The sequence below is a fragment of the Actinoplanes sp. NPDC023801 genome, assembly GCF_040639655.1.
Lineage (GTDB): Bacteria > Actinomycetota > Actinomycetes > Mycobacteriales > Micromonosporaceae > Actinoplanes.
The window spans coordinates 19,927-40,977 of sequence record NZ_JBFAAI010000004.1 but is presented as its reverse complement, the minus strand read 5'-3'; the positions used below and the strand labels follow the sequence as shown (position 1 = coordinate 40,977).

Here is a 21,051-nt window from a genome sequence, read left to right as displayed (position 1 = left end):
GGCGAGTACCGCTTCTTTGTGGCGGGTCGAGGTCCCGGTCCGACCTGTCCGGCAGCTCGCGGTGTGACCACCGCGGGAGTTTCCGTTGCAGACGAACCGCTCCTTCTCTGTCCTTTTACACCGCGCTCCGCACAGGTGCGGCCTTCTTCATGCCGGCGGCCTTCGGGCAGCCGTAGTTGGCATCAACCACGAGGACATATATCGGTTGACGTTATATCTCGGTGAACGTAGTGTCTGCGGGCATGCAGGAACCGACCTTCTTGATCCTCACCGCACTGGCGGAGGAACCACTGCATGGCTACGGGGTGATCCGCGCCGTCCAGGAGCTGTCACAGGGCGACGTCGTGCTCCGGCCCGGGACCCTGTACGGCGCCTTCGACCGGCTGACCGAGCAGGGCCTGATCGAGGCCGACCGGGAGGAGGCTGTCGACGGGCGGCTCCGCCGCTACTACCGGCTCACCGACAGCGGCGCCACCGCACTGGCCACCCAGGTCGAGCGCCTGCGCCGGCACGCCGACTCGGCCGAGGCCCGACTGCGCGGACGTATCGTCCCGGGTTTCCCCCGTCTCGGGACCGCTCAGTGACCGCGGCCGCCGCCGGGCCGGAGCGGCACTACCGCCGGCTGCTCCTGGCGTACCCCCGTGGTTATCGTCGCCGGCATGGCGCCGAGATCCTGGCGACGCTCCTCGACATGGCCGAGGCCGGCGACGGCCGGTTGACCGCCGGGCAGACCGTACACCTGGTCGCCTGCGGCATCCGGCAGCGTTTCCGGCTGCCCCTCCGGATCCTGCCCGTGGTTGCCGCGTTGCTGGCCGCCGTGCTGATCGGCGGGTTCGGTGGGGTGGCCGGCAACTGGCTGGCCTGGCGAACCGCCCCGGCGGTGCCGTCCGTCGCCGAGGCGAAGGCGCTCACCTCCGCGATGACGGACCTGTCCGGGCCGCAGACGGAGTCCTGGCAGACCGCCATGAACGGTCCGGGCATCAACACGAGGGTCGAGGGTGCAGGCACCTACGACGCTGAACGGGTTCGCGACGCCCTCACCGCGGACGGATGGCAGATCGACACGTTCACCGAGGTGACCCGGCAGATCGTCGTCAACTTCGGCACTCCCGAGGAGTCCGTCGTTCCGGGTCTCGGCCTGGAGTTCAGGGCGACCAGGGAGGGCGTGAGCATGACCGGTGGCAGCGACACCGTGTTCTTCGAAGACGTCACGACGCTGCTGGCGCTGAACATGACCACGGACGTGACGGGCGCGATCGTGCCGATGACGATCGCCGGCCTGGTGCTCGGTGCACTGGGCGGGTGGATGCTGTCGGCCGCCGTCGCCTATCGGATGCGTACCGGCGGTCGACGATTGTGGGCAACGGTGGCCGCCGTCGTCGCGATCACGGCCGCGGCGGTCCCGGCGTTCGTCGCCTACTGCGAGATCTACGAAATCCTGGTGTACGACACGGACAATCCGAACCAGTACATCACCTACAGCCTGGCCGAGCCGATCCCGGCGTACCTGGTGATGATCAGCGTGCCGGTCGCCGTGCTCGCCCTGGCCGCGACGATGCTCCTGGCCGCTCGCCGGAGTGGCCCGGAGCCGATTCCCGCGAGTTCCTGAGACGCATCCGGCCGGCAGGGTGCGGGGCCTGCCGGCCGGTTGTTCTCAGGTCCAGCAGGGATGCCCCTCGCGGGCGTCCCCGGTGGTCAGCACCTGTTCGGACTCCACGCCGAGGTCCTTGCGCATGACCACGATCTTCGGAAGATCCCAGGTGCCCCGGGCGAACGCGAACCAATGGCTGTCCGGCGCCCAGCTGGGGTCGACCTCGCGAGCCGGATCCTCAGTGAGCTGCACGGCTTCGCCACCCGCCGCGGGAATAATCCAGATGTCGGAGTTGGGATCGTCGTGGTCGTAGGGTTTCCGGACGTACAGCACGTGCGTGCCGTCCGGCGAGATCGCCGGATCGACGGCGTTGCCGTCGCTGGGCTTTGTGATCGCGCGGCCGGGCTCGACGCGACTCGCGATGTCCAGCCGGTAGATGGAGCTGACACCGTTGACCACGGCGAAGTAGATGATCGCAGAGCCGTCGGTGGACCAGACCGGATCGTCCTTGCCATTCTTCGACTTGGTGAGCTGTTCGGGTGCCTCGTCGCTGTCGATCGTGGCGATGAAGATCTGGTTGACCCCGTCGTCGTCCTTCTTCACGAAGGCGAGTTTGGTGCCGTCGGTGTTCCAGGCGGCCCGCCCGGGCGTCACGCCGCCGACCACCTCACGGCGCTCGGTGCCGTCCGCCTTCATCACATAGATGGCGTAGTCGTCCTTGTTGTTCCGCTTCGTCACCGCGATCTGTGTCCGGTCCTTCGACCAGCGGGGAAGGGTGTCTCCCGGCTCGGTGCCGGGCAGGTCGCTCGGGCCTTTGACGTTGGGGTTGAACTGCTGGATCTTCGGTGCCCAGTCCTCCTGCTGGAACTCGCCGGTGTCCACCCGGATCAGCATGGTCTCGGTAGGCGGTGTGGCCGACGGACCGGCCGGCGCGGAGGCGCTCGGACCCGTGCTCGGGGCGGCGACCACGTCCTTCTTGTCCTCCGGGTCGAACAGGTGGGACAACGCCACCCCACTCGCGGCGGCGAGCACGAAAACGGCGGTACCGGCGGCCACGATGATTCCCCGGCGGCGCCGCGCGGCCGGGGCGGGCAGGGGCGGCACCGACGGGTACGACGCGCCGGGAAGGAAGTGAGTGCTCGCGTCGGGCGCGGCCTCCTCGGGTACACGTGGTGTGGGGATGTGCGTCGTCGTCGCGGCGGCCGCCTCGGCGTCCGCTGCGGCGGCCTCGGCTGCCTCCGCCATGGCCCACGGGTCGGCCGGCGTCTTCAGATCGGTGAACTCGTCGTGCCGGACCACCGGCTGCAGACCCCAGCCCGCCGCGGCCGGAGCGATACCCGCCGGAGTGCCACCACCGTGCGGAACGGTCGAGGCCGCTCCGCCCGGGGCCGCTTCCGCACCTGGTCCACCAGCAGCGGCTCCCGTGGCTGCTCCCGTCGCGGTGAACTCCGGAGCCGCCGCGGCTGTCGCGGTGAAGTCGGGTGCCGCGGCCGCCGTCGAGTCGCTACCGGCCTCTTCGCGCGGTCTGCCGTTTCCCGCGGCCGGGGCCGGCGAGACCGGCGCGGCACCCGCCGCCGCTTTGACGGTCCGTACGTCATCGGCGGCCTTGACCCCACCGGCACCACCCGCCACCACCTTGGCCCGCGCCGCGGTGGTCACCGGCGCGACCGACAGCCCGGTGCTCCACGCGGCACCGATGGCCACGCTGTGTTCCGGATGCGAGTCGGCGCCGACCCGGCCACCGAACTGTTCCCCCAGCACCCGGGCGATCATCGGGATACGCGACGACCCGCCCGCCATGAGCACTGCGGTCAGCTCCCCCGCCGACACGCCCGCCGATCGCAGCGCACGCCGGGTGGCCTCCACGGTGTCCTGCACCGACGGCGCGATCATCGCCTCGAACTCGGCGCGGCTCAGCTTCACCCGCGCATACCGTCCCGGCACCGCGACCGGCACGGTCACCTCGGTGTCGAACGACAGCGACTCCTTGGCCTCCACACAGTCGCGGCGCAGCCGGGCCAGCGCCGGCACCGTCTCCGGGTCGCTCTGGTCCACGCCGCCGTCGATGGCCGCGAGCATGTGCGCGAAGACGGCCGCGTCGAAGTCGGCGCCACCGAGCTGGTCGACGCCTTCCGGAATGCCGAGCAGTTCGAACCCGTCACCCTCACGGCGCAGCACCGCCACGTCGAAGGTCCCGCCGCCCAGGTCGTAGACGACGACGGTCTGCCCGGGCTCGATGCGCCGCGCGCGGGCGTGCCGGCGGGCCACCGCCTCGGGCTCGGTGAGCAGGCGGACCGGCCCGATGTCCGCCAGCCGGATCGCCTCGTCGAGCCGTTCGCGTTTGAACTGGCCCCAGTGCGCCGGATAGGTCAGCGCCACATCGGCCGGCGGCGCGCCCTGCTGCCGGGTGACCGTGTCGAGCACGTGCCGCAGCAGCTTGGCGGTGAGCGCCTGCGCCGAGAACGGCACCCCACCGGCGATGATCGGCACCGGGTCACCCATGCGCCGCTTGAACTCCCGGGCCAGCCGGCCCGGCTCGTCCTGGCCGCGCCGCTCGGCGGCCTCGCCCACCAGGATCACACCGTCGTCGGCTGCGAACACCGTCGACGGGATCTCCATGCGCCGCGTGCCGAGGCGTACCGATTCGACCCGCCCACCGGTCAGCACGGCCGCTGCCGTGTGCGTGGTCCCGAGATCGATGCCCAGGCCGTACTGTGCTGTCACGCCAATGACCTTAGGGGTTCATCGCACGCTGACGAATCCTCCGGGTCGGTAAGAGCTGCCCCCGCCATTCCCCGGTGGCGGAAATGCACTATTCGGCTACGGTCGGGCGCTGTGTACAGTCACAAACCTGACGATTACCTATGCCCGTTCTGCGCCCTGGCCGCGGGCCACCCCGATCCGCGGGGCATCAACAGAGCGCACGATGTCGTACGCCGAGACGAGCTCGCGACCGCATTCGTCTCACCCCGCTGGTGGCCACGCAACCACGGGCACGTGCTCGTGATTCCGAACGCTCATCACGAGAACATCTACGAGCTTCCGGCACGGTACGGCCACGCGGTCCACGATCTGGTCCAGCAGTTGGCGGTCGCGATCCGGCAGACGTACGGCTGTGACGGCACCTCGGTCCGCCAGCACAACGAGCCCGCCGGTAACCAGGACGTCTGGCACTATCACGTGCACGTCTTCCCCCGGTACGCCGGCGACGACCTCTACCTGACGAGACCGCAGGAGGATCTCGCGCCCGCCGAGGAGCGGCGCTTCCATGCCGACCGCCTGCGCGACCACTTCCGGTCAGCCGGCACGCCCGGCCGGTAGCCGCCGGTCGGCCGGCACGGAACCCTGAAGCCGCCAGTCAGCCGGCACGCCCGGCCTGTAGTCGCTGCCCGGTCCGGTACAGCTCGATGAGCAGCGGCCGTAGCCGTATCCCCGCAGGGGTCAGCGCATGGACGACCCGGCTGGGAAAGCCCGTGGTGACCCGCCGCTCGACCAGTCCCTGCCCGCGCAGCCGGCGCAGCCGCTCATCGAGGACCTTGTCGCTGAGCTGCGGCAGCGCGGCCCCGAGAGCGCTGAACGACAGCGGGCCACCCATCAGTTCGCGCAGCACGAGCGTGGTCCACCGTCCGCTGATCGCCGCCAGCGCCACCTCCACCGGGCAGTCCGGTTCCGGCTGATCCGTGCGACCGGCGGCGTCGGGCACCAGCTCGTCATCCCACGACCCGCCCGGTGCTGGTAGCTCACTGACCTGCGATGTACTCACCGTTTGGTTAGCCACGCCGGCGTCCGATTGGCTGTCGGTATGAACGAGCGATCCGGTCTTCACCGACCCATCATGTCCCGGCCCACGGATGTCGCCACGCATCCGGCGGCCTTCGCCGAAGCGTTCAACAGCGGCGATCCGGCCGCGGTCGAACGGATGTACGAGGACGCCGCGATCCTGGTGCCACGACCGGGCGCTCCGGTGACCGGCCCGGATCGGGCGGCGGCCAACGAGCGGTTCCTGGCCCTCGGCCTGCCGATCACGGTACGGCCGAGGCACGTCTACACGGCCGGCGACATCGCGCTGCTGATCGTCGACTGGACGATCGAGGGCACCGGCCCGGACGGAGCACCGGTGCACATCGACGGCACGGCGACCGATGTGGCCCGCCGCGGCGCCGACGGCAGCTGGCGTTACGTGATCGACAACCCGTTCGGGGTAGCCACCGCATGACCACCGCGCAGCTGGCGTCACGTGATCGACACCCCGTTCAGCGTGGCCACCGCGCAGCTGGCTTCACGTGATCGACAACTCGTTCAGTGTGGCCACCGGATGACCACCGCGCAGGTACCGCTCGCGGACATTTCCGCCGGAGCCGTGGCGGCGGCCGTCCGGGAACGGCGCGCATCCGGCGTACCGCATCAGTCCGGAACGACGAGGAAATCGGTGACGAAGCCGCAGATGGTGCCGTCGGCGGCGTAGCCGACGAAGGTCGGGTACACCCCGTCGCCCCACCCCGAGCTGACGATGATCACGTTCGCGCCGGTGACGTCGTCGGTGATCGCCTCGATCGGCGCCGGGCCGGGCGGGATCTGCGCCGGGATGAACGCGTCCTCGATGTCGTCGTAGTCCCAGGCGGCGACCGCGGTGACCGCCGCGACGTCGGCGATGGTGCCGACACCGGCGTCGACCGGATAGCCGTAGTAGCCGGTTCCCGAGTCCAGCACGCTGATGTCCTGGCCCGGGTTGAGGGCCATCTCCCAGCGCACCGCCGGCTGATCATTCACGGTCAACTGCAACGCGGCCGTACGCTGTTGCGGCGCGCTGCCGTCCTGACTGATCAAGGCTACCCACGCGATGAGTGGATAGGCACCCGGCGCAATCGGCACGGTGAACGGCTCGGCGCCGTCGGAGTAGGTGAGCGGGTCACAGGCAGTGATCTCGCCGGTCGGGACGGTGACAGTCCCGACCGGGAGTCGCTCGATGGCGTACGCGATGCCGTCGGACTCGAACCGCGCGCCCGGGGTAAGCATCGCGGTCAGATCAGGCGAATACGGCACACGACCTCCAGCCCTCGGCGACAGGAGATCATGGTGTCACGCCGGGAGCCAGTGGCCGGCGAAGGACGTGGTTGATTCCGAACTCGGTTTCGCTGGTCCGCACGTCGACGTAGCCGAGCCGGTGGTAGAAGTCGTGCGCGGTGATGCTGGCACCGGTCTCCATGTCGTCGAACCCGTCGGCCGCGGCCAGCGCTTCGATGTGCCGCATCAGCTGCCGCCCGATCCCGTGGCCGTGGTGCCGCGGATGCACGAACATCGTGAACACCTTGTTGCCGTCCCGGGAGACCGTGCCGGCCACCGCATCGTCACGTTCCGCAACGAAAATCTGCCGCTGCGCGGCGAGTTCCACAAATCGTGCGGGTACGAAGTGGGCACACATCCGCTCGATGATCTCCGGCGGGTAGTCCCGGCTGTTGACGGCACGCAGGCAGAGCGCGACGAGCCCGGCGACCGCTTCGGCGTCGGCGTCCTGGAACGCCCGGATCAGGATGGTCACCGCCCGAGTTCGGCCTCGCTGCGCAGGATGCAGAACTCGTTGCCCTCCGGGTCGGCCAGGACCACCCAGCCGGCGCCGTCCGGTTTACGCAGATCGGTGACCTCGGTGGCGCCGAGCGAGAGCAGCCGGGCAAGCTCGCTGTCGCGGGTGCCGTCGGCGGGCCGCAGGTCGAAGTGGATGCGGTTCTTGACCTGCTTGGAGTCGGGCACCTCGATGAAGAGGATGTGATGCCGGCCGTCCCGCGAGGAGATGAGGCACTCCTCATGGCCCGGCTCATTGGGATCGTCCGGGTCCTCGGTGTAGTCGAGAACCGTCTGCCACCAGCGAGACTGGGTAAAAGGATCGGCAGCGTCCACGGTGGTGTGCGAGATGTAGGCGGTCACGTCCGAATCATTCCAGTTCTCCAGCCGCTCCGGATGCCGCCCGACGGGAACGCGTCTATCGTCAGACTTTGGCCCGTTTCCGGGGCCCTCTTCCCGTATGTCGATGCGCATTGAGGTGATGGCATGAGCACCGTTCTGGCCCAGCAGTGGATCTCCGTGGACGGCTTCCTGGCCGGCACCAACGGCGAAGCCGACGTGTTCGCCGCGGTCAGCGACTTCTCGGCGTCGGAGGCCCACAACACGGCCCTGCTGAAGGACATCGACGAGGTACTGCTGGGCAGGCGCACCTACGAAGCCTTCGCCGCGTTCTGGCCGGCCGCCGACGAGCCGATGGCCCACCAGGTCAACGCCCTGCCCAAGACGGTCTGCTCCACCACACTGTCCGCAGTGTCATGGGGCGCCCACCCCGCACCGCGGGTGGCGCCGGACGCGGTGGCCCACCTCCGGGCCAAGCGCCCCACCGACACCAGGACAATCCTGTGGGGCAGCGTGTCGGTGATGCGAACCCTGATGGCCGCCGGCGAGGTCGACGAGCTGGAGCTGTTCGTCGCCCCGATCGCCCTGGGTTCCGGCACGCCCCTGCTGGCCGCCGGCGGCGCCCCGCTCGCCCTGCGCCTGAAGGAATCCGAAACGTGGCCGGGTGGCGTACTCCGCCTCCGATACACCGTCGCCTGACTCCGGCCGCCCGGTCCGGCCTCAATCCGCAGCCCTCAACTGACGGGCCGGCGGGCCGGCGGGCCAGCGGGCTGACCATCGGATCGGGGGCTGACCGGCCGGCCGGCCACCGGACCGGGGGCTGACCGGCCGGCCCGCTGGCGGATCGGGGGCTGACCGGCCGGCCACCGGACCGAGGGCTAACCGGCCGCCCGACGACCGGACCGGGGGCTGACCGGCCGGCCCGCCGGCCCGCTGGTGGCTGGCGGCTCGCGGACAGCCGCCGCAATCCGCACGAAGACGTCTTCGTGCCGCTTCCTCTCGTGAGAAGCGACGCGGCCTTGGCACGCCTCGCCCAGCCGGAGGACGATGCCCTTATGCAGTTCGCCTTAACGCAAGGCGGGTAGGCGTCCCGCATGAACGAGTGACCCACAGGCGGCACTTCCGCATATCTCTCCACCCTCGGCGGAAAATCCCGCATCGCGATGGGGTCAGTTCAGCACGGCGGTGGCCTCGACCTCGACGAGCAGGTCTGGTTCACCGAGCGCCGCGACACCGAGCAGCGTGATCGGCTTGACCGGGTCGATGCCGAGCTTCGCGGCGGCCCGCCCGACGCCCTCACCAAGCAGCGGCATCTTTTCGGGCGACCAGTCGACGACGTAGACGGTCAGTTTCGCCACGTCGTCGAACGACCCACCGGCCGCGGCCAGAGCGGTGGCGATGTTGAGGTAGGACTGCTCCACCTGAGCAGCCAGGTCACCGGCACCGACGGGGTTGCCATCGGCGTCCCGTGCCACCTGCCCGGCGAGGAACACCAGCCGAGATCCGGTCGCGATCGACATCTGCCGGTAAACCTCGGGCTTCGGCAGTCCATCCGGGTTGATCAGTTCTACAGCCACGGCTTCTCCTTCGGTCCATCGGACTCATAACATAGCACCGTTATGTAATGTGGTGGCGTGGTCAGACTGAAGGATCCCGCCATCCGTACCCTCCTCATCGAACGCGCCGCCCACATGCTCCGCGTCCGCGAACCCATCACCTTGCGCACGCTGGTCGCCGGCACGGGCGTGTCCACGATGGCCGTCTACACCTACTTCGGCGGCATGGACGGCCTGTGGCGAGCGATGCGCCAGGAGGGATTCACCCGTTTGGCCGCGGTTCTGAACCAGGTCGCACCGTCGGCGGACCCGGTGCGGGACCTGGCCGCACTCGGCGCCGCCTACCTCGCGAACGCCCTCGCGAACCCCGACCTGTACCGCGTCATGTTCGATCCCGGCGACACCCTCGATGACGCCGATTCCGCCGGTTTCACCCCCGTGAACCCCGCGACCCCCGACGTCGCCCGCGAGGAACCCGCAACCGTCGACATCGCCTCCGACAACCCTGCAGCCGCCAGCATCGCCCTCGAAAATCCCGCGACCGCCGGCATCACGCCCGGAAAGCCCACGACGGCGGGCTTCGCTCTCGAGGACCCGGCGGCCGCCGACGAGGCCCTGCACAGCCTGGTCCGCACCGCGGAACGGGCCAAGGCGGCAGGCCGGTTCCGCGACGACGTCGACGCGCTGTCACTGGCTACGCAGACATGGGCGATCGGCCACGGCCTGGTTTCGCTGGTAGCGACCGGACCCCTCCCCCGCGAGGCGCTGGATCATGGCGTCCCCATCCTCACCGCCCTTTTCGTCAGCTGCGGCGACAGCCCGGAGGCCTGCCGTCGCTCGGTCACCGAAGGCTGGACCGCGATCCGAGGAACGGCAGAGCCGGTCTGATCACAGACCGGAATTAGAACGGTCTGCACAACCGCCGCCGCCGCGAACGCGCCCCAGCTGGAGAGCGGCCGGGCCACTCAAGCCGACGATCCAGCCAGATCGCCTTTTAAATCCAGCAGTCCGACCAGGTTGCTTCTCAAGCAGACGATCCGACCAGCTCGATGATGATCTTGCCCGCGACGGGCCCGCGGTCGATCCGGTCGAGTGCCGCTGCCGCTTCACGGAAGGAGTAGATGTCGTCGATCGCAGGACGGATCCGCCCGGTGGCAACCATCCCCGCCAGCTCGCTCAAGTCGGCCGCATCAGGGCGCCCGGTAACCGTGCGCACCTGTCGACGCCCAGTGATCATGGCGCTGAGGATGCGCCGGGCCGGCCCGAGCCAGCGCCCGCCCGTACCGACTGACAGCAGCAACGTGCCACCTGGCGCGAGAGCTCCGCGGAGGGCTTTGACCGGATAGTTGCCGGCCAGGTCGAGGATGACGTCGTACTTGCCCCACAGCGCACCGACCTCGGCACCGCTGGTCCGCTCGTAGTCGATGACCCGCTCAGCCCCGAGGGATCGCATCATCGCCACGTTGCGCCCGGCGCAGACCGCCGTCACGACGGCGCCCCTGGCCACCGCCAGTTGCACGGCGAACGACCCGACACCACCGGATGCTCCGGTGATCAGAACCCGCTGACCGCGTTCGATGTCGCGGACGCCTTGAAGTGCGGTGGTCCCCGCGATCGGGAGGGCCGCCGCCTCGACGAAGCTCAGCCCCACCGGCTTCTGCGCCGCCAGCCGGGCGGGAACGACGGCCAGCTCACCAACCGCGCCGACCACCTCGGCCAGCACCTCGTCGCCGACGGAGAAACCCCGCACGTCGTCGCCGACGGCTTCCACCCGCCCGGCAAGCGCCCGCCCGACGACGAACCGGGACCGCGGTCTTCGCAGTCCACCCGCCAGCGCACGGACGGCCAACGGCTCACCCCGGAGAAGGAACCGGTCAGCGGCGTTGAGCCCCGCCGCATGCACCCGGACGAGCAAGTCACCCCCGCGCGGCACGGGCTGCGGGACCTCCTGCAACGCCAGCTTCCCCGGCGATCCGTATCCGATCTGAATCAGAGCCTTCACTGCCACTCACCTCCTGCTTACGACGTAAGCTTACGTCGTAAACAAGAGTGGGGTATGGTCGAGCGGACCGCAACCCATCGGAGAGCCGAATACATGCCAAGTTCACGAGCGCCGCTCAGCACGCGGCGCGTCCTCCAGGCCGCCCTGGCCCTGGCCGACTCGGGCGGCACCGACTCGCTGACGATGCGGCATCTCGGCCGTGAGCTGGGCGTCGAGGCCATGTCGCTCTACCGGCACGTGGCCAACAAGGACGCCGTCCTCGACGGCATCATCGACATGGTCATCGACGAGATCGACCTGCCGTCCGCGGACCCCGGCAACTGGAAGTCCGCGATGCGGCACCGCGGCGAAGCCGCCTACCGGGTCCTGACCCGCCACCCATGGGCGCCACCGCTGCTGATGTCACGCACCAACACCGGCCCGGCGATGCTGCGCTACATCGACTTCACCCTGGGCATTCTCCGCGGCGCCGGATTCTCTTGGAAGCTCGCCGACTACGCCTGGAACACCATGGACAGCTTCGTGTACGGCTACACGCTGCGCACCCTCACGTTCCCGGTAGCCCCCGCCGACTACGCGGAGACAGCCTCGGCCCACCAGCACCTGTTGGCCGGCGGCGAATACCCGCACATGGCCGAGCTGACCCGGCAGGTGGCCGAGGGCGACCACCCGGGCGACCCCGACATAACCTTCGGCCTCAACCTGATCCTCGACGGCCTCGAACGCCTCCGCGACACTGAGCCGGCCGCGTAACCTCCGGCCGCAGCCCGTACCCACCATGAACGCCGCCGTTCAGGGTTTGTTAGTTTATGCAGGCAGGTCCGGGTGGCGGAATGGCAGACGCGCTAGCTTGAGGTGCTAGTGCCCTTTATCGGGCGTGGGGGTTCAAGTCCCCCCTCGGACACACGTTATACACACGGCCGAAGTCGTCAGAGACGACCTCGGCCTTCAGTGTCTCCTGGCCTGGCCGGTAGGTGATCCGCAGGCCGATGCGGCTGTGCAGTTCGGTTTGTTCGCGGGGATATGCCCCTTGGAACAGCCTGAGAAGGTCGATGAAAGCTGCGGCGATGGCGTCGAGTTGGTCTTCGGTCATTCGCTGGGAAGGTACATCGGTGAGGTCGGGCCTGACTTTGACGGCCTTCTTGATTGCGGTTGTCTCGGTGATCCATCCGGCGAAGAGTGTCAGGTCGCTGCCGGCGTCGAGCTCCGCCCGGTAGCGATTGATCTTGGCTCGGCATCCGTGATCGTTAGGCGGATGCCGACGGTGTCGTCTTCGCTGCTGGTGGCGGCGAGTGCGGCGCGGTGCTGAACGTCAGCCACTCGGCGCAGGTTGTCCGTCAGGGCAGAGCCGGTGAGCTCGTCCCGAAGGAACCGGTCAATCGGGTCGGTGATCTGGCCCTCGCACAGGTACAGCAGCGGTGGGTGGCTGATCTGCTGTTGGCGGACGAAGTCGCGGCTTGCGGTGCAGCGGTAGTAGAGGCGTCCGTGGTTGAGGTTGCGATCATCCGGCGTCCGCAGAACGACGATCGCCCACGCGGCTTCACCGGACCCTTCGGCCGTGCGAGCAATGCGCTATAGCCGGTGGCTACCGACGTCGAGCGTGCGTGGCGGCCCGGTAGCGTTTGATGTTACTGCCATAGCCCGCGATGGTTCGGCTGAGCTCCTTGGCCGTCTCGTTGCCGTGAAGCTGGCGGCCTGGGCATGGTGTTGGGCGTCAGCGAGTGGAGGTAGCATTGAAATTGCCGTGATTCAGCTCCCGACAGTGGAAACGGTCGTTATCTCGAAGACGGGTTTTAGCGGAGAGCGGCGGCGTTGAGAAAATTGCTCGCTAACCGCGTCGCTGAGGGTCTGGTCAGGCGATCGTGATGCTGGCAGTTCGCTTCATCCGGACAGATATTCCATGACCGCCTGCTGGGCGGCATTGTGAATCTGCCTCGCTCGGACGTCAGCTACTCCTTTTGCCCTTTTGAATACCGACTCTTCGGCCTTCAGTACGTCGCCGACTGTCTTAAACTTCAGACCTTCAATTACAGACCGCTGAAATTTGCTCAACGGAAGCACTGAGGTGGGCGCTCGGAGACGTGCGTCGAGAACGGCGTTACCGTCCGCGACCGCTGCATCCGTCTGGAAATCGAGGGTGTCATACGAGTCGTGGTCACGTCCGAACTCAATGACATCTCGGCCACTCAGATCGTTTCGCACGCCGCTGGCGTACTTCACAATGTTGGCTGCCTGCGTAAATTGACAGCCAAGATTGACGACATATCTTGTACCGAGAGCGCCATGTCGTTTAACGGCCCGAGATCCCTCCTGTAAAACACCGCTATAGCATAGGAACTGCATTGCTTCTTGGACGGGCTGTGGGGCATCGCGATGGATCCAGATGTCTCGCAAACCCCCGTGCTTATCGTCTCTGTAATGCCCTCTCTTAAGTGCAGGAAAAACGTAATCGTGCATGAAGCTGGAGCCCCACTCGATTAGGGGCCGATGACCAGGATACTGCTCAGCCAGGTTATTGTGCTGATGCCAGATATCTTGGCTGTAGTATTTTTTAAGGACGCGCTCGCAGTTTTGTTGGTTGAGCGGCATGGAATCCGAAAGTGTAGTAAGGAAAACTCGGGGGTTTCCTGTAGCAGCCAGGGCGAGAACGTCGAGCAATTCGCCGCGGGCGCTCAGATCTTTAGCTAATTCTTCGTCTTGTCGGGAAACTATTTCTCTCATTGATTTTATGTAGTTCTTCTCGCTTACCTCACGGTCGACGCTGACGATTTGAGCGTCATGGCCAGGCTGGAACGAATAGCCGAAGCTCGTGGCACCAGGGTAAACAGCGGCTTTAACTGAAAAGATATGGGCTGCGAAGTTCTCTCATGAGAGTAAAGAACTGCCGCTGCTGCGCCGGCACGAAGGCCTGAGCCGCCTCGTCGATGAGCAGTATTATACGCCGTATTCCGGTGTCGCGGCAAAGATCCCGGGCTGCCTCTACGAGTACCCCCGCGTCGGGTACCTCAATATCGAGCAATGCGTCTTTAGGTTTTCTCCAGGCGTTCTCCAAAATAGCCTGGACACGTTCAAGACGAGACGGTCGACCTCCAGGTTGCGGAGCGGCTCCGATTGCATTCAATGCCGCAGTTCGAGGAATCGACAAACCTTGATCATGTGCAGCGCGTACAACGCTATTGGCCAGCGCCGAGATCATCCATGGCAAAAACTGCTCAGGCCCACTGACCCTTACCAGCGAGGTTCTTCCAAAAGAAGCGTACGCGGGCAACACCCTTGCGACAGCAATCTGTTCAAGCATCTCCTGCTGCGCTGAGCGAAGCAAGAGCGACTTCCCGCTTCCCCTGCTGCCTCGAAGCAAGACCGGCGTTCGGCTCTTTAGTGAACTCAGCAAATCGGCATCAACTGGCGTCCTAACCAGGTATTCCAGAACCTTCTCCGGCTCAATGTCTTCGGTCATGAGGCGGAGGTCAGGAGAATGCATCGTGGTCCCTCCTCAGAAGGGGAAGACCCAGCATTCGCCGAACCGACGGGAGATGGCCTAATGCGTGGGATAGCGTTTCCGCCAGTCGTCCGTCATCAATGGGAAGGAACTCATCCGCGTAGCGGCAGTATAGAATAAAAATTACACATCGCGCGGCATCCCTGGCGGTCCTAGCCCAATCTACCAACGCATCATCAGAGAAGGTGAGAGTTGGGGGTAGCCTCTCTGTGACGGGAAGCTTTCCATGAACGAACTGCGAGCAATGGTGGTATGTGGCGCGGGCCATTTCGCGGAACTCCGCCGCTTCCTTTATGGCGGCAGGGCGGTATGCCTTCAAGTAGGTCGCAGAAAAGAATCCGTCATCCTCGACAACTTTCTTGGTGAAGGAGAACGACGCTTCATCTGCCATCCATTGGCGTCGGCGAAGGTCGTCCACCGAGAACGCGATGGCCGCAAAGCTAAGTTCCAAAAAGACCCGCAGATTTGCAAACGCCTGAAGGTACAGTCCCGAAGACGCGGAATACACTGTAAAGCCCAGTTCTCGGCGTGCCTTAACAAGCACTTCATGCTCCGGGCGACCCCTTAGGAACGCTTCCCAAGATCCGATGTCGGCATCCAACTGCAGGATTCTTCCCAACTCGGCTGGATGTCGGACAACCGACTGATCAATGCAGCCTTCACTAGCCCGATGTAAGGCTCCGAGCCGTTCTCCGATGCCCTGGCTGTCGGGTGTCTGCTGGTGGGCAGGCATATCCACCTTCCTGCAAGCGGTCTCCCCGAGTCAGTTCGACCCGATCCGCCGACTCAGCTGGGCGGTGGAGGTCCAAAGCAGATTATTGGCGAATGTGCGACGCTGGGGAAGACTGTTAGCAAGATCAGTACATGTTGATCTCAACTGTAGTTGATCAGTATCTTGACCAGCGCAATCCAGATTCAAGGGCATCATTTTAATCTGAGGGCTTCCGCAGAAGGCAGTGCGTGCATAAGGTTGGTCCGTGACGAGTCGTGAAGTTGCCGTATCGCGGGCACCAGGTGAGGCTCTCCGTCAGGGCGCCGTGGTCAGGCGTCGTGGCCCAAGGGCTGCGGTTCTGGTGAGATGGGAGAATGGGCAAGAAGAGCTCGTATCTGCCAGAGACGCGACCGTAAAATACGCGTTCGAGGGCACACGCCGGCTTGAGTGGTTACTCAAGCCGGGATTACTAGAATCCGAATTTCGCGCCGATCCAGCCCGAGTTTTTACTGATGTGATTCGGGATGAGGGAAAAAAGATTTTCTCCCTCCAGATAAAGCGTCGGATCATCGAGCTGGGATTACCAGCGAAAGAAGTGGACTCGGCCTTCTTGCACGCCAAATCGGACTTGGGCGGAAATCATCATCTCGTCATAAGCGCGGGCAGCCATTCTTGGAGTGATGAACCCGTCGACCCGTACGCGAATCTCAGGTCGCTACCTCCGCGCATCGCTCTTGACAGGCTCCTTTCCGGAAAACGTCTAAAGGCAGCGGAGAGGGAAGTGCTGATTGACAATGTTCGTGCGGCGCTTCCAGCGGACTGATTGGTGCGTCTGCACTGGAGGCGACGCATTGCCGACCATAGGCATTGAACAGCGTCGGAGGCGACTCGTCCTCATCCTGCGAAAATCAAATTTTCGGCCACAATGATGGTGTGCGTACCCGGCGTGTTGGGCCTCGGACACGTTAAACCCCATATCGATCAATGCGCCCGCCGCAAGATCGAATGGGGTTTTGTGCTTCCTGCCCTTTCTTGAAGTCCCTGCTATTCGGCGATGGCGATCGCTTCGCCGTTCTTCGCTCGTCCGACGCTGTCGGCGCTGGGCCGGATGCGCCGTCCTCCCCTACCGGTGACTCGGTCGGCACCGATTTCCTCTTGGGATTCCGCCCGCCTGCTCGGCCTCGCTGACGGGATACGCCGCCGGTTCGCCGACGGCGTCCTCGACCACCAGAGTGCCGTGACCGCAGACGACCACCAAGTCCCGCGCCTTCAGATACGCCGCGACATCGCCGGCATCCACCAGACCGGCCAGTTCCGGGTTCGCCGCAATCAGATCCTGCACGAGACGGGCTGCGGACCGGTACACCCAGCGCGGCGCGCCCTCGCAAGAGGGACGGGCACTGGTGTGCCCATGACGGCAGCGATACCCGCCCGGCCGTTCACCCAATGCCCGGACATCCGCACCCCCACAGATCAAAAGGCCGGTCAGCGCGTACCGCCGCTGCTGCCCGTCCTCAGGCATCGCGCGGGCGGTCATCTCCTGTACCGCGGTGAAGTCCTCGTCACTTACCAACGCCTCGTGAGTACGGTCAGGGCAGATCACCCGGTCCTCGCGGGCATCCGCACCCGGACCGGGCCGAGACTGGTGCGCCGGTCCCCCGGCACCGCTTCCCGGTGATCGGTGCTGTTGGACGTGCATGACACCGCCGGGGTCCGCCCCGCTGTCCAGGAGCCCGTTGCCGTCAAACCGACCAGCTTGCGGCACCGCCACCGTCTGCTGACCACCGCGACGCACTGGGGGCACGGAGACGCGGCCTAGTCTGAGCGCGTGGAATCACGGAGGCGCCTCGAGATCGATGGCTCCACTGCGGCCTGGTCCACCGCCGGGCACCGGCGCGACACCTCCAGGAGTGAGGCCAGGTGAGAGACGTGATGCCCACCCCGCGTGGTAGTCGGCTGCAATGGCCGGGACTCGTCTCGGCCTGGGCCTGGCTGCCACCGCACCGCAACGAGACGATGACCGGATCCCACCAGGTAGGTGTGGCGTTCAGCGGGCACCGTGACGTGCGGGTGCGATCGGGATCGCGGTGCAGCAGGGCAACGTACGCCGGAGGCTCGGTCATCTGCTCCGGCAACGAGCCGATCGTCTGGTCGGAGGTCCGGGAACCGACCGACGCGCTGGAGATCTATCCCACGACGGAGCTGCTCGCCTCGGTGGGCGGGCGCGGCCGGGCCGGCGGCTGGCCCGTCGAACGGGCGGTGGTCGGGGGCACCGATCCGGTGGTCGTCGGACTCGCCGGCATCCTGCGCCGGGCCCATGTCGCGTCGGCGTACGTGAGCGAGACCGCCGCCAGCGGTCTGGCGCATCTGCTGGTCCGGCACCTTCTCACCGAGTACGGCGGGCAGCGGCTGGCCTCCGTTCCCGGGCACACGCGGCTCTCCCGGGCCCAGGTCGTCCGGGTGACCGATCTCGTCTCCGCCGAACTGAACGGCTCTCTGACGCTCGACCGGCTGGCCGCTGAGGTGCACCTGTCGCCGTACCATTTCGCGCGTGCTTTCAAGGCGACCATGGGTGAGCCACCGTACGCGTGGGTGACCGCGCGGCGCATGGACGCCGCTCGCCGGCTGGTCACGACCACGGCGATGACCGTGGCCGAGGTGGCGGACGCCGTGGGGTTCGCCAACCTCAGCCACTTCCGGCGTGTCTTCCGATCGCACGCCGGTGCGGGACCGGCCACGTACCGCGCGGAGGCCGGGCTTTACCGCGGGGCTGCCGCGGCGCGCTCCTGAGCCCGGCCGAGCAGCTCGCGGCTGCCGGTCTCGTAGGCCACGGTGAGCGCGATGCCGGCGATGCGCGGCGTACCTACGGCGGTGAGGGTCAGGTCGTACCAGCCGGCGACCATCCATTCCTCGCCGTTCAGCAGGTGGTAGCCGCGCACGTTGCCGCGGACCACTGGACCGGACTCCGCCAGCAGGCCCAGGAGGTGCTGCGTGGCGTCGAAGCCGGGCAGCAGGGCACGCCACCGCTGGACCACCTCGTCGGCAGGAACAATCTCCGCCTCACCGCCGAACAGCGAAACGTAGTCAAGGGTGACCTCGTCGGCCAGCAGTGCGCGGACGGTGTCCCAGTCCCGCACGTCGACGGCCCGGAAGAAGTCGACGACCGTGGCGGTCACCGCGGCCTTCATGACGACCGCCCCGCGGCGGTGAAGTGGTCCACCACTGCGGCGACCGCCGCATCGACCTGGTCAGGCTGATCGTAGAAGTCGGTCTGCGCACCTTCGGCCCACATCGTGGTGGCGTGCCGCCCCAGACCGGCCGCGACCCGTCGGACGTTGTCCGGCAACACCGCGTCGTCGCTGTGCACCAGCAGCGTCGGCGTCGTCACGGCCGGCAGGTGGGCGAAGGCGTTGAAGGTCAGCCAGGGATGCCACGTCAGCACCGACATCTCGTTACGCCATTCGGGCACCGCGCCCCGCTCCGGGTTCGCGTAGTAGTCCATCTCCAGACTCATCGCGGCATCGGGATCCCCCGCCGCGTACGCCGGCACGGTCAGCAGCCGGCCGGTCTCCGAGTAGGTGCGGGCGGCGTGGCGCGCCGTGGCGAGCCGCTGCGCCACACCCTCGGCTCCGCCGTAGAAGGGCGCCACCGTCTCCAGGTCGTGGAACCAGCCCGCGACCGCGGCGAAGGCGCGCACCGGCAGCCCGGCAGCGACGGCGCCCAACACGAATTGGGCACCGGCGCACACGCCCACCACGCCGAGCCGGTCGGCGTCGATCCAGGAGGACCCGCGCAGGGCGCGGACCACTGCGGCGAGATCACCCATCTTGCGGTACGGCAGCTCGGTCTGAGCGGGCTCGGCGCGGCTGGCCCCGAAGCCGGCGAAGTCGAACGTCACCGCGGTCCAGCCCTGCTCGGCGAAGCGTGCCGCGTAGAGGTCGGGCATCTGCTCCTTGACCGTCAACCACGAGCCGGCCACCACCACGCCCGGCTGCGGCCCGGCGCCCGCGTCCGCGCGCCGGTGGATCCGCGCCGCGAGCGGCACGCCGTCCGAGACGATGACCGTGTCGTGGACCTGAACATCTACACCTGGAACATCTGTTTGGGTCACCCGTCCAGCGTTGGCGCCTCGCCGCCCGCCGGGGAGGTCGAATCTTGCGGACCTCGCCCGCTCCCGGTGCGGTCCGCGCACCGTCCCGTCATGGGAATCGCGGTGACGGGAATGCCGTTTGACGGCTACACGCTGGCGCGCGGTTCTCTCCGGCGCCGCCATGGTGTTGGCCCGTGCCTGAGAAACGGGGATCGGCCGGCGGAGCGACACGTGCGGCACTGACCAGACCCGGCGGGTATCGGTGCCTGATATCGGGACATCAGTCCCGACTGAGGAAGCCCGACAGGAGTTTCCGGAACTCGTGGGGATGCTCGGCCGCCGGCACGTGACCGCAGCGGCCGAGGACGTGCAGGCGTACGTCGAGCAGGTGGCGGAGAAGGGGCAGGGCGGCCGTCGTGAGCGGGGTGACCCGGTCCTCTGCGCCGTGGACGAGCAGTACGGGAGCGCGGATGGCGGCCAGTTCCGGCGCCGGAACGGTCAGGTCGTCGGCCCACCGTGCCCGGGGCGGGGGGAACAACGACGCGTAGGCGGCTGCCCCCTCTCGCATCGCGGCCGCACGCGCGTCGACGGCCGCGTCGGTCACCAGCGCCGGGGTGAAGAACAGGCGGCTCAGCATGGCCCGCGCCCCGTGCCGGTCGGCGGGGGCGGCCCAGATCGCGTCGAGGTCGGCGGACAGTGGCGCGCCGGGGGTGCCCATCGTCGAGACGGCGACGACCCGGGTGACCTGCCGGGGCCGTGCGGCTGCCAGTGCCAGTGCCACCGCGCCGCCCATGGAGTGCCCTATCACCGCGTACTGCTCGATGCCCAGAGCATCCATGAGGCCCGCGGTCTGCCCGGTCCACAGCTTGAGGCCGCCCCGGGAACCCGGCGGCACTGGGGTGCCACCGAATCCCGCCTGGTCAGGCGCGATCCAACGCCAGGACGGGCCCAGCGCCTCCGCCGTCGCGGCCCAGGCTCCGGACCCGGTCGTGCCGGGTCCGGAGCCGTGCAGCATCAGCACCGCGGGGCCGTCGCGGCTGTCCAGGACGTGGACGGGCGAGCCGCCGACGGTGACGGTCCGAAGTTCCGTCACCTCACGCCGATGCGGCGTTGACGGACTTCGAGAACACGTCCATCATCGCCCGGCCGAACTGCGGCATGTCGGGCCAGCCCCGGCAGGAGACGAGGTTGCCGTCCACGACGTCGGGAGCGTCGATGACCGTCGCGCCCGCATTTTCCATGTCGCCGGTGATGGGCGGGAAGCACGCGGTCTTGCGGCCCTTCAGCAAACCGTAGACCGCCGGCACCTGCGCGCCGTGGCACACCAGCGCGATGGGCAAGTTGCGTGCGAAGAAGTGCTCGGTGATACGCCGGACGTCGGCGTCGACGCGGATCCACTCGGGGGCGCGGCCTCCGGGAATGATCAAGGCGTGGTAACGCTCGACGTCGACCTCGGCCCACGGCACGTCGACCGGCAGTTTCCGGCCGTTCTTCTCCACGTAGGCGTCGGAATTGGGGTCGAACTCGTGGATGACCAGTTGCACGTCACGCAACGTCCGCGACGAGACGTCGACGTCCCAACCGGCCTCCTGCACGCGATAGTAGGGATACATGGTGTCGAGCTCTTCGGCGGCGTCGCCGGTCAGGAGCAGTGCTCTGGGCACCCGCTTCTCCTCGCATCCGGGGGCGGCTCGGCGGATCCG

The 21,051-nt window shown here is 67.3% G+C and carries 25 protein-coding genes and 1 tRNA gene; 11 read left to right on the top strand and 15 right to left on the bottom strand.

Annotated elements, in window-relative coordinates:
- The first annotated feature begins 242 nt into the window (after positions 1-242).
- On the top strand, positions 243-584 hold the full coding sequence (locus AB0G04_RS09875) for a PadR family transcriptional regulator (protein WP_360979507.1): 342 nt from the start codon (positions 243-245) through the stop codon (positions 582-584).
- Entirely contained in the window at positions 581-1,609 is a 1,029-nt protein-coding gene (locus tag AB0G04_RS09870) for a hypothetical protein (RefSeq protein ID WP_360979504.1), read from the top strand. Before AB0G04_RS09875 ends, AB0G04_RS09870 begins: the two co-directional genes overlap by 4 nt.
- Positions 1,610-1,654: 45 nt before the next feature.
- Here AB0G04_RS09870 and AB0G04_RS09865 read toward each other — a convergent pair whose 3' ends face one another.
- Positions 1,655-4,315, bottom strand: a complete 2,661-nt coding sequence (locus AB0G04_RS09865; protein ID WP_360979501.1) for an Hsp70 family protein — start codon at positions 4,313-4,315, stop codon at positions 1,655-1,657.
- Between AB0G04_RS09865 and AB0G04_RS09860 the strand changes: the two genes are divergently transcribed.
- Positions 4,271-4,912, top strand: coding sequence for an HIT family protein (locus tag AB0G04_RS09860; RefSeq protein ID WP_360979498.1), 642 nt, complete (start codon positions 4,271-4,273; stop codon positions 4,910-4,912). The genes AB0G04_RS09865 and AB0G04_RS09860 overlap by 45 nt on opposite strands.
- A 37-nt stretch (positions 4,913-4,949) precedes the next feature.
- On the opposite strand, the gene AB0G04_RS09855 is transcribed toward AB0G04_RS09860, so the two are convergent.
- On the bottom strand, positions 4,950-5,246 hold the full coding sequence (locus AB0G04_RS09855; RefSeq protein ID WP_360980747.1) for a helix-turn-helix domain-containing protein: 297 nt from the start codon (positions 5,244-5,246) through the stop codon (positions 4,950-4,952).
- Positions 5,247-5,393: 147 nt separating this feature from the next.
- Here AB0G04_RS09855 and AB0G04_RS09850 point away from each other — a divergent pair, with 147 nt between their 5' ends.
- Positions 5,394-5,807 (top strand): DUF4440 domain-containing protein, encoded by a 414-nt coding sequence (locus tag AB0G04_RS09850; RefSeq protein ID WP_360979495.1) that lies wholly within the window; start codon positions 5,394-5,396, stop codon positions 5,805-5,807.
- Positions 5,808-5,995: 188 nt separating this feature from the next.
- Here the strand turns inward: AB0G04_RS09850 and AB0G04_RS09845 are convergent, their stop codons facing one another.
- The 3 genes from AB0G04_RS09845 to AB0G04_RS09835 are packed head-to-tail and all read right to left on the bottom strand — an operon-like array spanning position 5,996 to position 7,513.
- A complete protein-coding gene (locus tag AB0G04_RS09845) occupies positions 5,996-6,634 on the bottom strand; it encodes a DUF4241 domain-containing protein (RefSeq protein ID WP_360979492.1) in 639 nt (212 codons plus the stop codon).
- A 28-nt stretch (positions 6,635-6,662) separates the two neighbouring features.
- Positions 6,663-7,130, bottom strand: a complete 468-nt coding sequence (locus tag AB0G04_RS09840) for a GNAT family N-acetyltransferase (protein ID WP_360979489.1) — start codon at positions 7,128-7,130, stop codon at positions 6,663-6,665.
- Positions 7,127-7,513 (bottom strand): VOC family protein, encoded by a 387-nt coding sequence (locus AB0G04_RS09835; protein WP_360979486.1) that lies wholly within the window; start codon positions 7,511-7,513, stop codon positions 7,127-7,129. Before AB0G04_RS09835 ends, AB0G04_RS09840 begins: the two co-directional genes overlap by 4 nt.
- A 123-nt stretch (positions 7,514-7,636) precedes the next feature.
- Between AB0G04_RS09835 and AB0G04_RS09830 the strand changes: the two genes are divergently transcribed.
- Positions 7,637-8,188 carry a dihydrofolate reductase family protein gene (locus AB0G04_RS09830; protein WP_360979483.1) on the top strand — a complete coding sequence of 184 codons (552 nt, stop codon included), beginning with the start codon at positions 7,637-7,639 and terminating at the stop codon, positions 8,186-8,188.
- A gap of 470 nt (positions 8,189-8,658) precedes the next feature.
- On the opposite strand, the gene AB0G04_RS09825 is transcribed toward AB0G04_RS09830, so the two are convergent.
- Positions 8,659-9,066, bottom strand: a complete 408-nt coding sequence (locus tag AB0G04_RS09825; RefSeq protein WP_360979480.1) for a RidA family protein — start codon at positions 9,064-9,066, stop codon at positions 8,659-8,661.
- Between the two features lie 57 nt (positions 9,067-9,123).
- On the opposite strand from AB0G04_RS09825, the gene AB0G04_RS09820 reads away from it, so the two are divergent.
- Positions 9,124-9,933, top strand: a complete 810-nt coding sequence (locus tag AB0G04_RS09820; protein ID WP_360979477.1) for a TetR-like C-terminal domain-containing protein — start codon at positions 9,124-9,126, stop codon at positions 9,931-9,933.
- A 136-nt stretch (positions 9,934-10,069) separates the two neighbouring features.
- Here the strand turns inward: AB0G04_RS09820 and AB0G04_RS09815 are convergent, their stop codons facing one another.
- Complete coding sequence (locus AB0G04_RS09815) at positions 10,070-11,047, bottom strand: NAD(P)-dependent alcohol dehydrogenase (protein WP_360979474.1); 978 nt, start codon at positions 11,045-11,047, stop codon at positions 10,070-10,072.
- Between the two features lie 93 nt (positions 11,048-11,140).
- Between AB0G04_RS09815 and AB0G04_RS09810 the strand changes: the two genes are divergently transcribed.
- The 3 genes from AB0G04_RS09810 (at position 11,141) to AB0G04_RS09800 (ending at position 12,356) form a co-directional block, all read left to right on the top strand.
- Positions 11,141-11,800: a TetR/AcrR family transcriptional regulator gene (locus tag AB0G04_RS09810; RefSeq protein ID WP_360979471.1), complete on the top strand. Its 660-nt coding sequence runs from the start codon at positions 11,141-11,143 to the stop codon at positions 11,798-11,800.
- A 66-nt stretch (positions 11,801-11,866) separates the two neighbouring features.
- Positions 11,867-11,951 (top strand) — tRNA-Leu (locus AB0G04_RS09805).
- A gap of 126 nt (positions 11,952-12,077) precedes the next feature.
- Complete coding sequence (locus AB0G04_RS09800; protein ID WP_360979468.1) at positions 12,078-12,356, top strand: hypothetical protein; 279 nt, start codon at positions 12,078-12,080, stop codon at positions 12,354-12,356.
- 572 nt (positions 12,357-12,928) lie between these two features.
- Here the strand turns inward: AB0G04_RS09800 and AB0G04_RS09795 are convergent.
- The 3 genes from AB0G04_RS09795 to AB0G04_RS09785 all read right to left on the bottom strand — a co-directional run bounded on the left by AB0G04_RS09795 (position 12,929) and on the right by AB0G04_RS09785 (position 15,147).
- Complete coding sequence (locus AB0G04_RS09795) at positions 12,929-13,768, bottom strand: hypothetical protein (RefSeq protein WP_360979465.1); 840 nt, start codon at positions 13,766-13,768, stop codon at positions 12,929-12,931.
- Positions 13,769-13,880: 112 nt separating this feature from the next.
- Positions 13,881-14,504 (bottom strand): hypothetical protein, encoded by a 624-nt coding sequence (locus AB0G04_RS09790; protein WP_360979462.1) that lies wholly within the window; start codon positions 14,502-14,504, stop codon positions 13,881-13,883.
- Positions 14,505-14,514: 10 nt separating this feature from the next.
- Positions 14,515-15,147, bottom strand: a complete 633-nt coding sequence (locus tag AB0G04_RS09785; protein ID WP_360979459.1) for a hypothetical protein — start codon at positions 15,145-15,147, stop codon at positions 14,515-14,517.
- Positions 15,148-15,523: 376 nt separating this feature from the next.
- Between AB0G04_RS09785 and AB0G04_RS09780 the strand changes: the two genes are divergently transcribed.
- Positions 15,524-16,081, top strand: a complete 558-nt coding sequence (locus tag AB0G04_RS09780) for a hypothetical protein (RefSeq protein WP_360979456.1) — start codon at positions 15,524-15,526, stop codon at positions 16,079-16,081.
- 300 nt (positions 16,082-16,381) lie between these two features.
- Here the strand turns inward: AB0G04_RS09780 and AB0G04_RS09775 are convergent, their stop codons facing one another.
- Positions 16,382-16,795, bottom strand: coding sequence for a hypothetical protein (locus AB0G04_RS09775; RefSeq protein ID WP_360979453.1), 414 nt, complete (start codon positions 16,793-16,795; stop codon positions 16,382-16,384).
- Positions 16,796-17,178: 383 nt separating this feature from the next.
- Between AB0G04_RS09775 and AB0G04_RS09770 the strand changes: the two genes are divergently transcribed.
- Positions 17,179-18,048 carry a helix-turn-helix transcriptional regulator gene (locus AB0G04_RS09770; protein ID WP_360979450.1) on the top strand — a complete coding sequence of 290 codons (870 nt, stop codon included), beginning with the start codon at positions 17,179-17,181 and terminating at the stop codon, positions 18,046-18,048.
- Here the strand turns inward: AB0G04_RS09770 and AB0G04_RS09765 are convergent.
- From AB0G04_RS09765 to AB0G04_RS09750, 4 genes are all read right to left on the bottom strand, one after another.
- Positions 18,018-18,434: a nuclear transport factor 2 family protein gene (locus AB0G04_RS09765; RefSeq protein WP_360979447.1), complete on the bottom strand. Its 417-nt coding sequence runs from the start codon at positions 18,432-18,434 to the stop codon at positions 18,018-18,020. The two genes, AB0G04_RS09770 and AB0G04_RS09765, sit on opposite strands and share 31 nt — an antisense overlap.
- 8 nt (positions 18,435-18,442) lie before the next feature.
- Complete coding sequence (locus tag AB0G04_RS09760) at positions 18,443-19,369, bottom strand: dienelactone hydrolase family protein (protein WP_360979444.1); 927 nt, start codon at positions 19,367-19,369, stop codon at positions 18,443-18,445.
- A gap of 259 nt (positions 19,370-19,628) precedes the next feature.
- On the bottom strand, positions 19,629-20,441 hold the full coding sequence (locus AB0G04_RS09755) for an alpha/beta hydrolase (protein WP_360979441.1): 813 nt from the start codon (positions 20,439-20,441) through the stop codon (positions 19,629-19,631).
- A 1-nt stretch (position 20,442) separates the two neighbouring features.
- Positions 20,443-21,012, bottom strand: coding sequence for a DJ-1/PfpI family protein (locus AB0G04_RS09750; RefSeq protein WP_360979438.1), 570 nt, complete (start codon positions 21,010-21,012; stop codon positions 20,443-20,445).
- Positions 21,013-21,051 lie beyond the last annotated feature (39 nt).

Bases quoted from the DNA above. Each gene is read 5' to 3' on its own strand.
- AB0G04_RS09875 (WP_360979507.1), top strand. From the start codon at position 243: ATGCAGGAACCGACCTTCTTGATCCTCACCGCACTGGCGGAGGAACCA.
- AB0G04_RS09850 (WP_360979495.1), top strand. From the start codon at position 5,394: ATGAACGAGCGATCCGGTCTTCACCGACCCATCATGTCCCGGCCCACG.
- AB0G04_RS09830 (WP_360979483.1), top strand. From the start codon at position 7,637: ATGAGCACCGTTCTGGCCCAGCAGTGGATCTCCGTGGACGGCTTCCTG.
- AB0G04_RS09810 (WP_360979471.1), top strand. From the start codon at position 11,141: ATGCCAAGTTCACGAGCGCCGCTCAGCACGCGGCGCGTCCTCCAGGCC.
- AB0G04_RS09795 (WP_360979465.1), bottom strand. From the start codon at position 13,768: ATGAGAGAAATAGTTTCCCGACAAGACGAAGAATTAGCTAAAGATCTG.
- AB0G04_RS09790 (WP_360979462.1), bottom strand. From the start codon at position 14,504: ATGACCGAAGACATTGAGCCGGAGAAGGTTCTGGAATACCTGGTTAGG.
- AB0G04_RS09775 (WP_360979453.1), bottom strand. From the start codon at position 16,795: ATGACCGCCCGCGCGATGCCTGAGGACGGGCAGCAGCGGCGGTACGCG.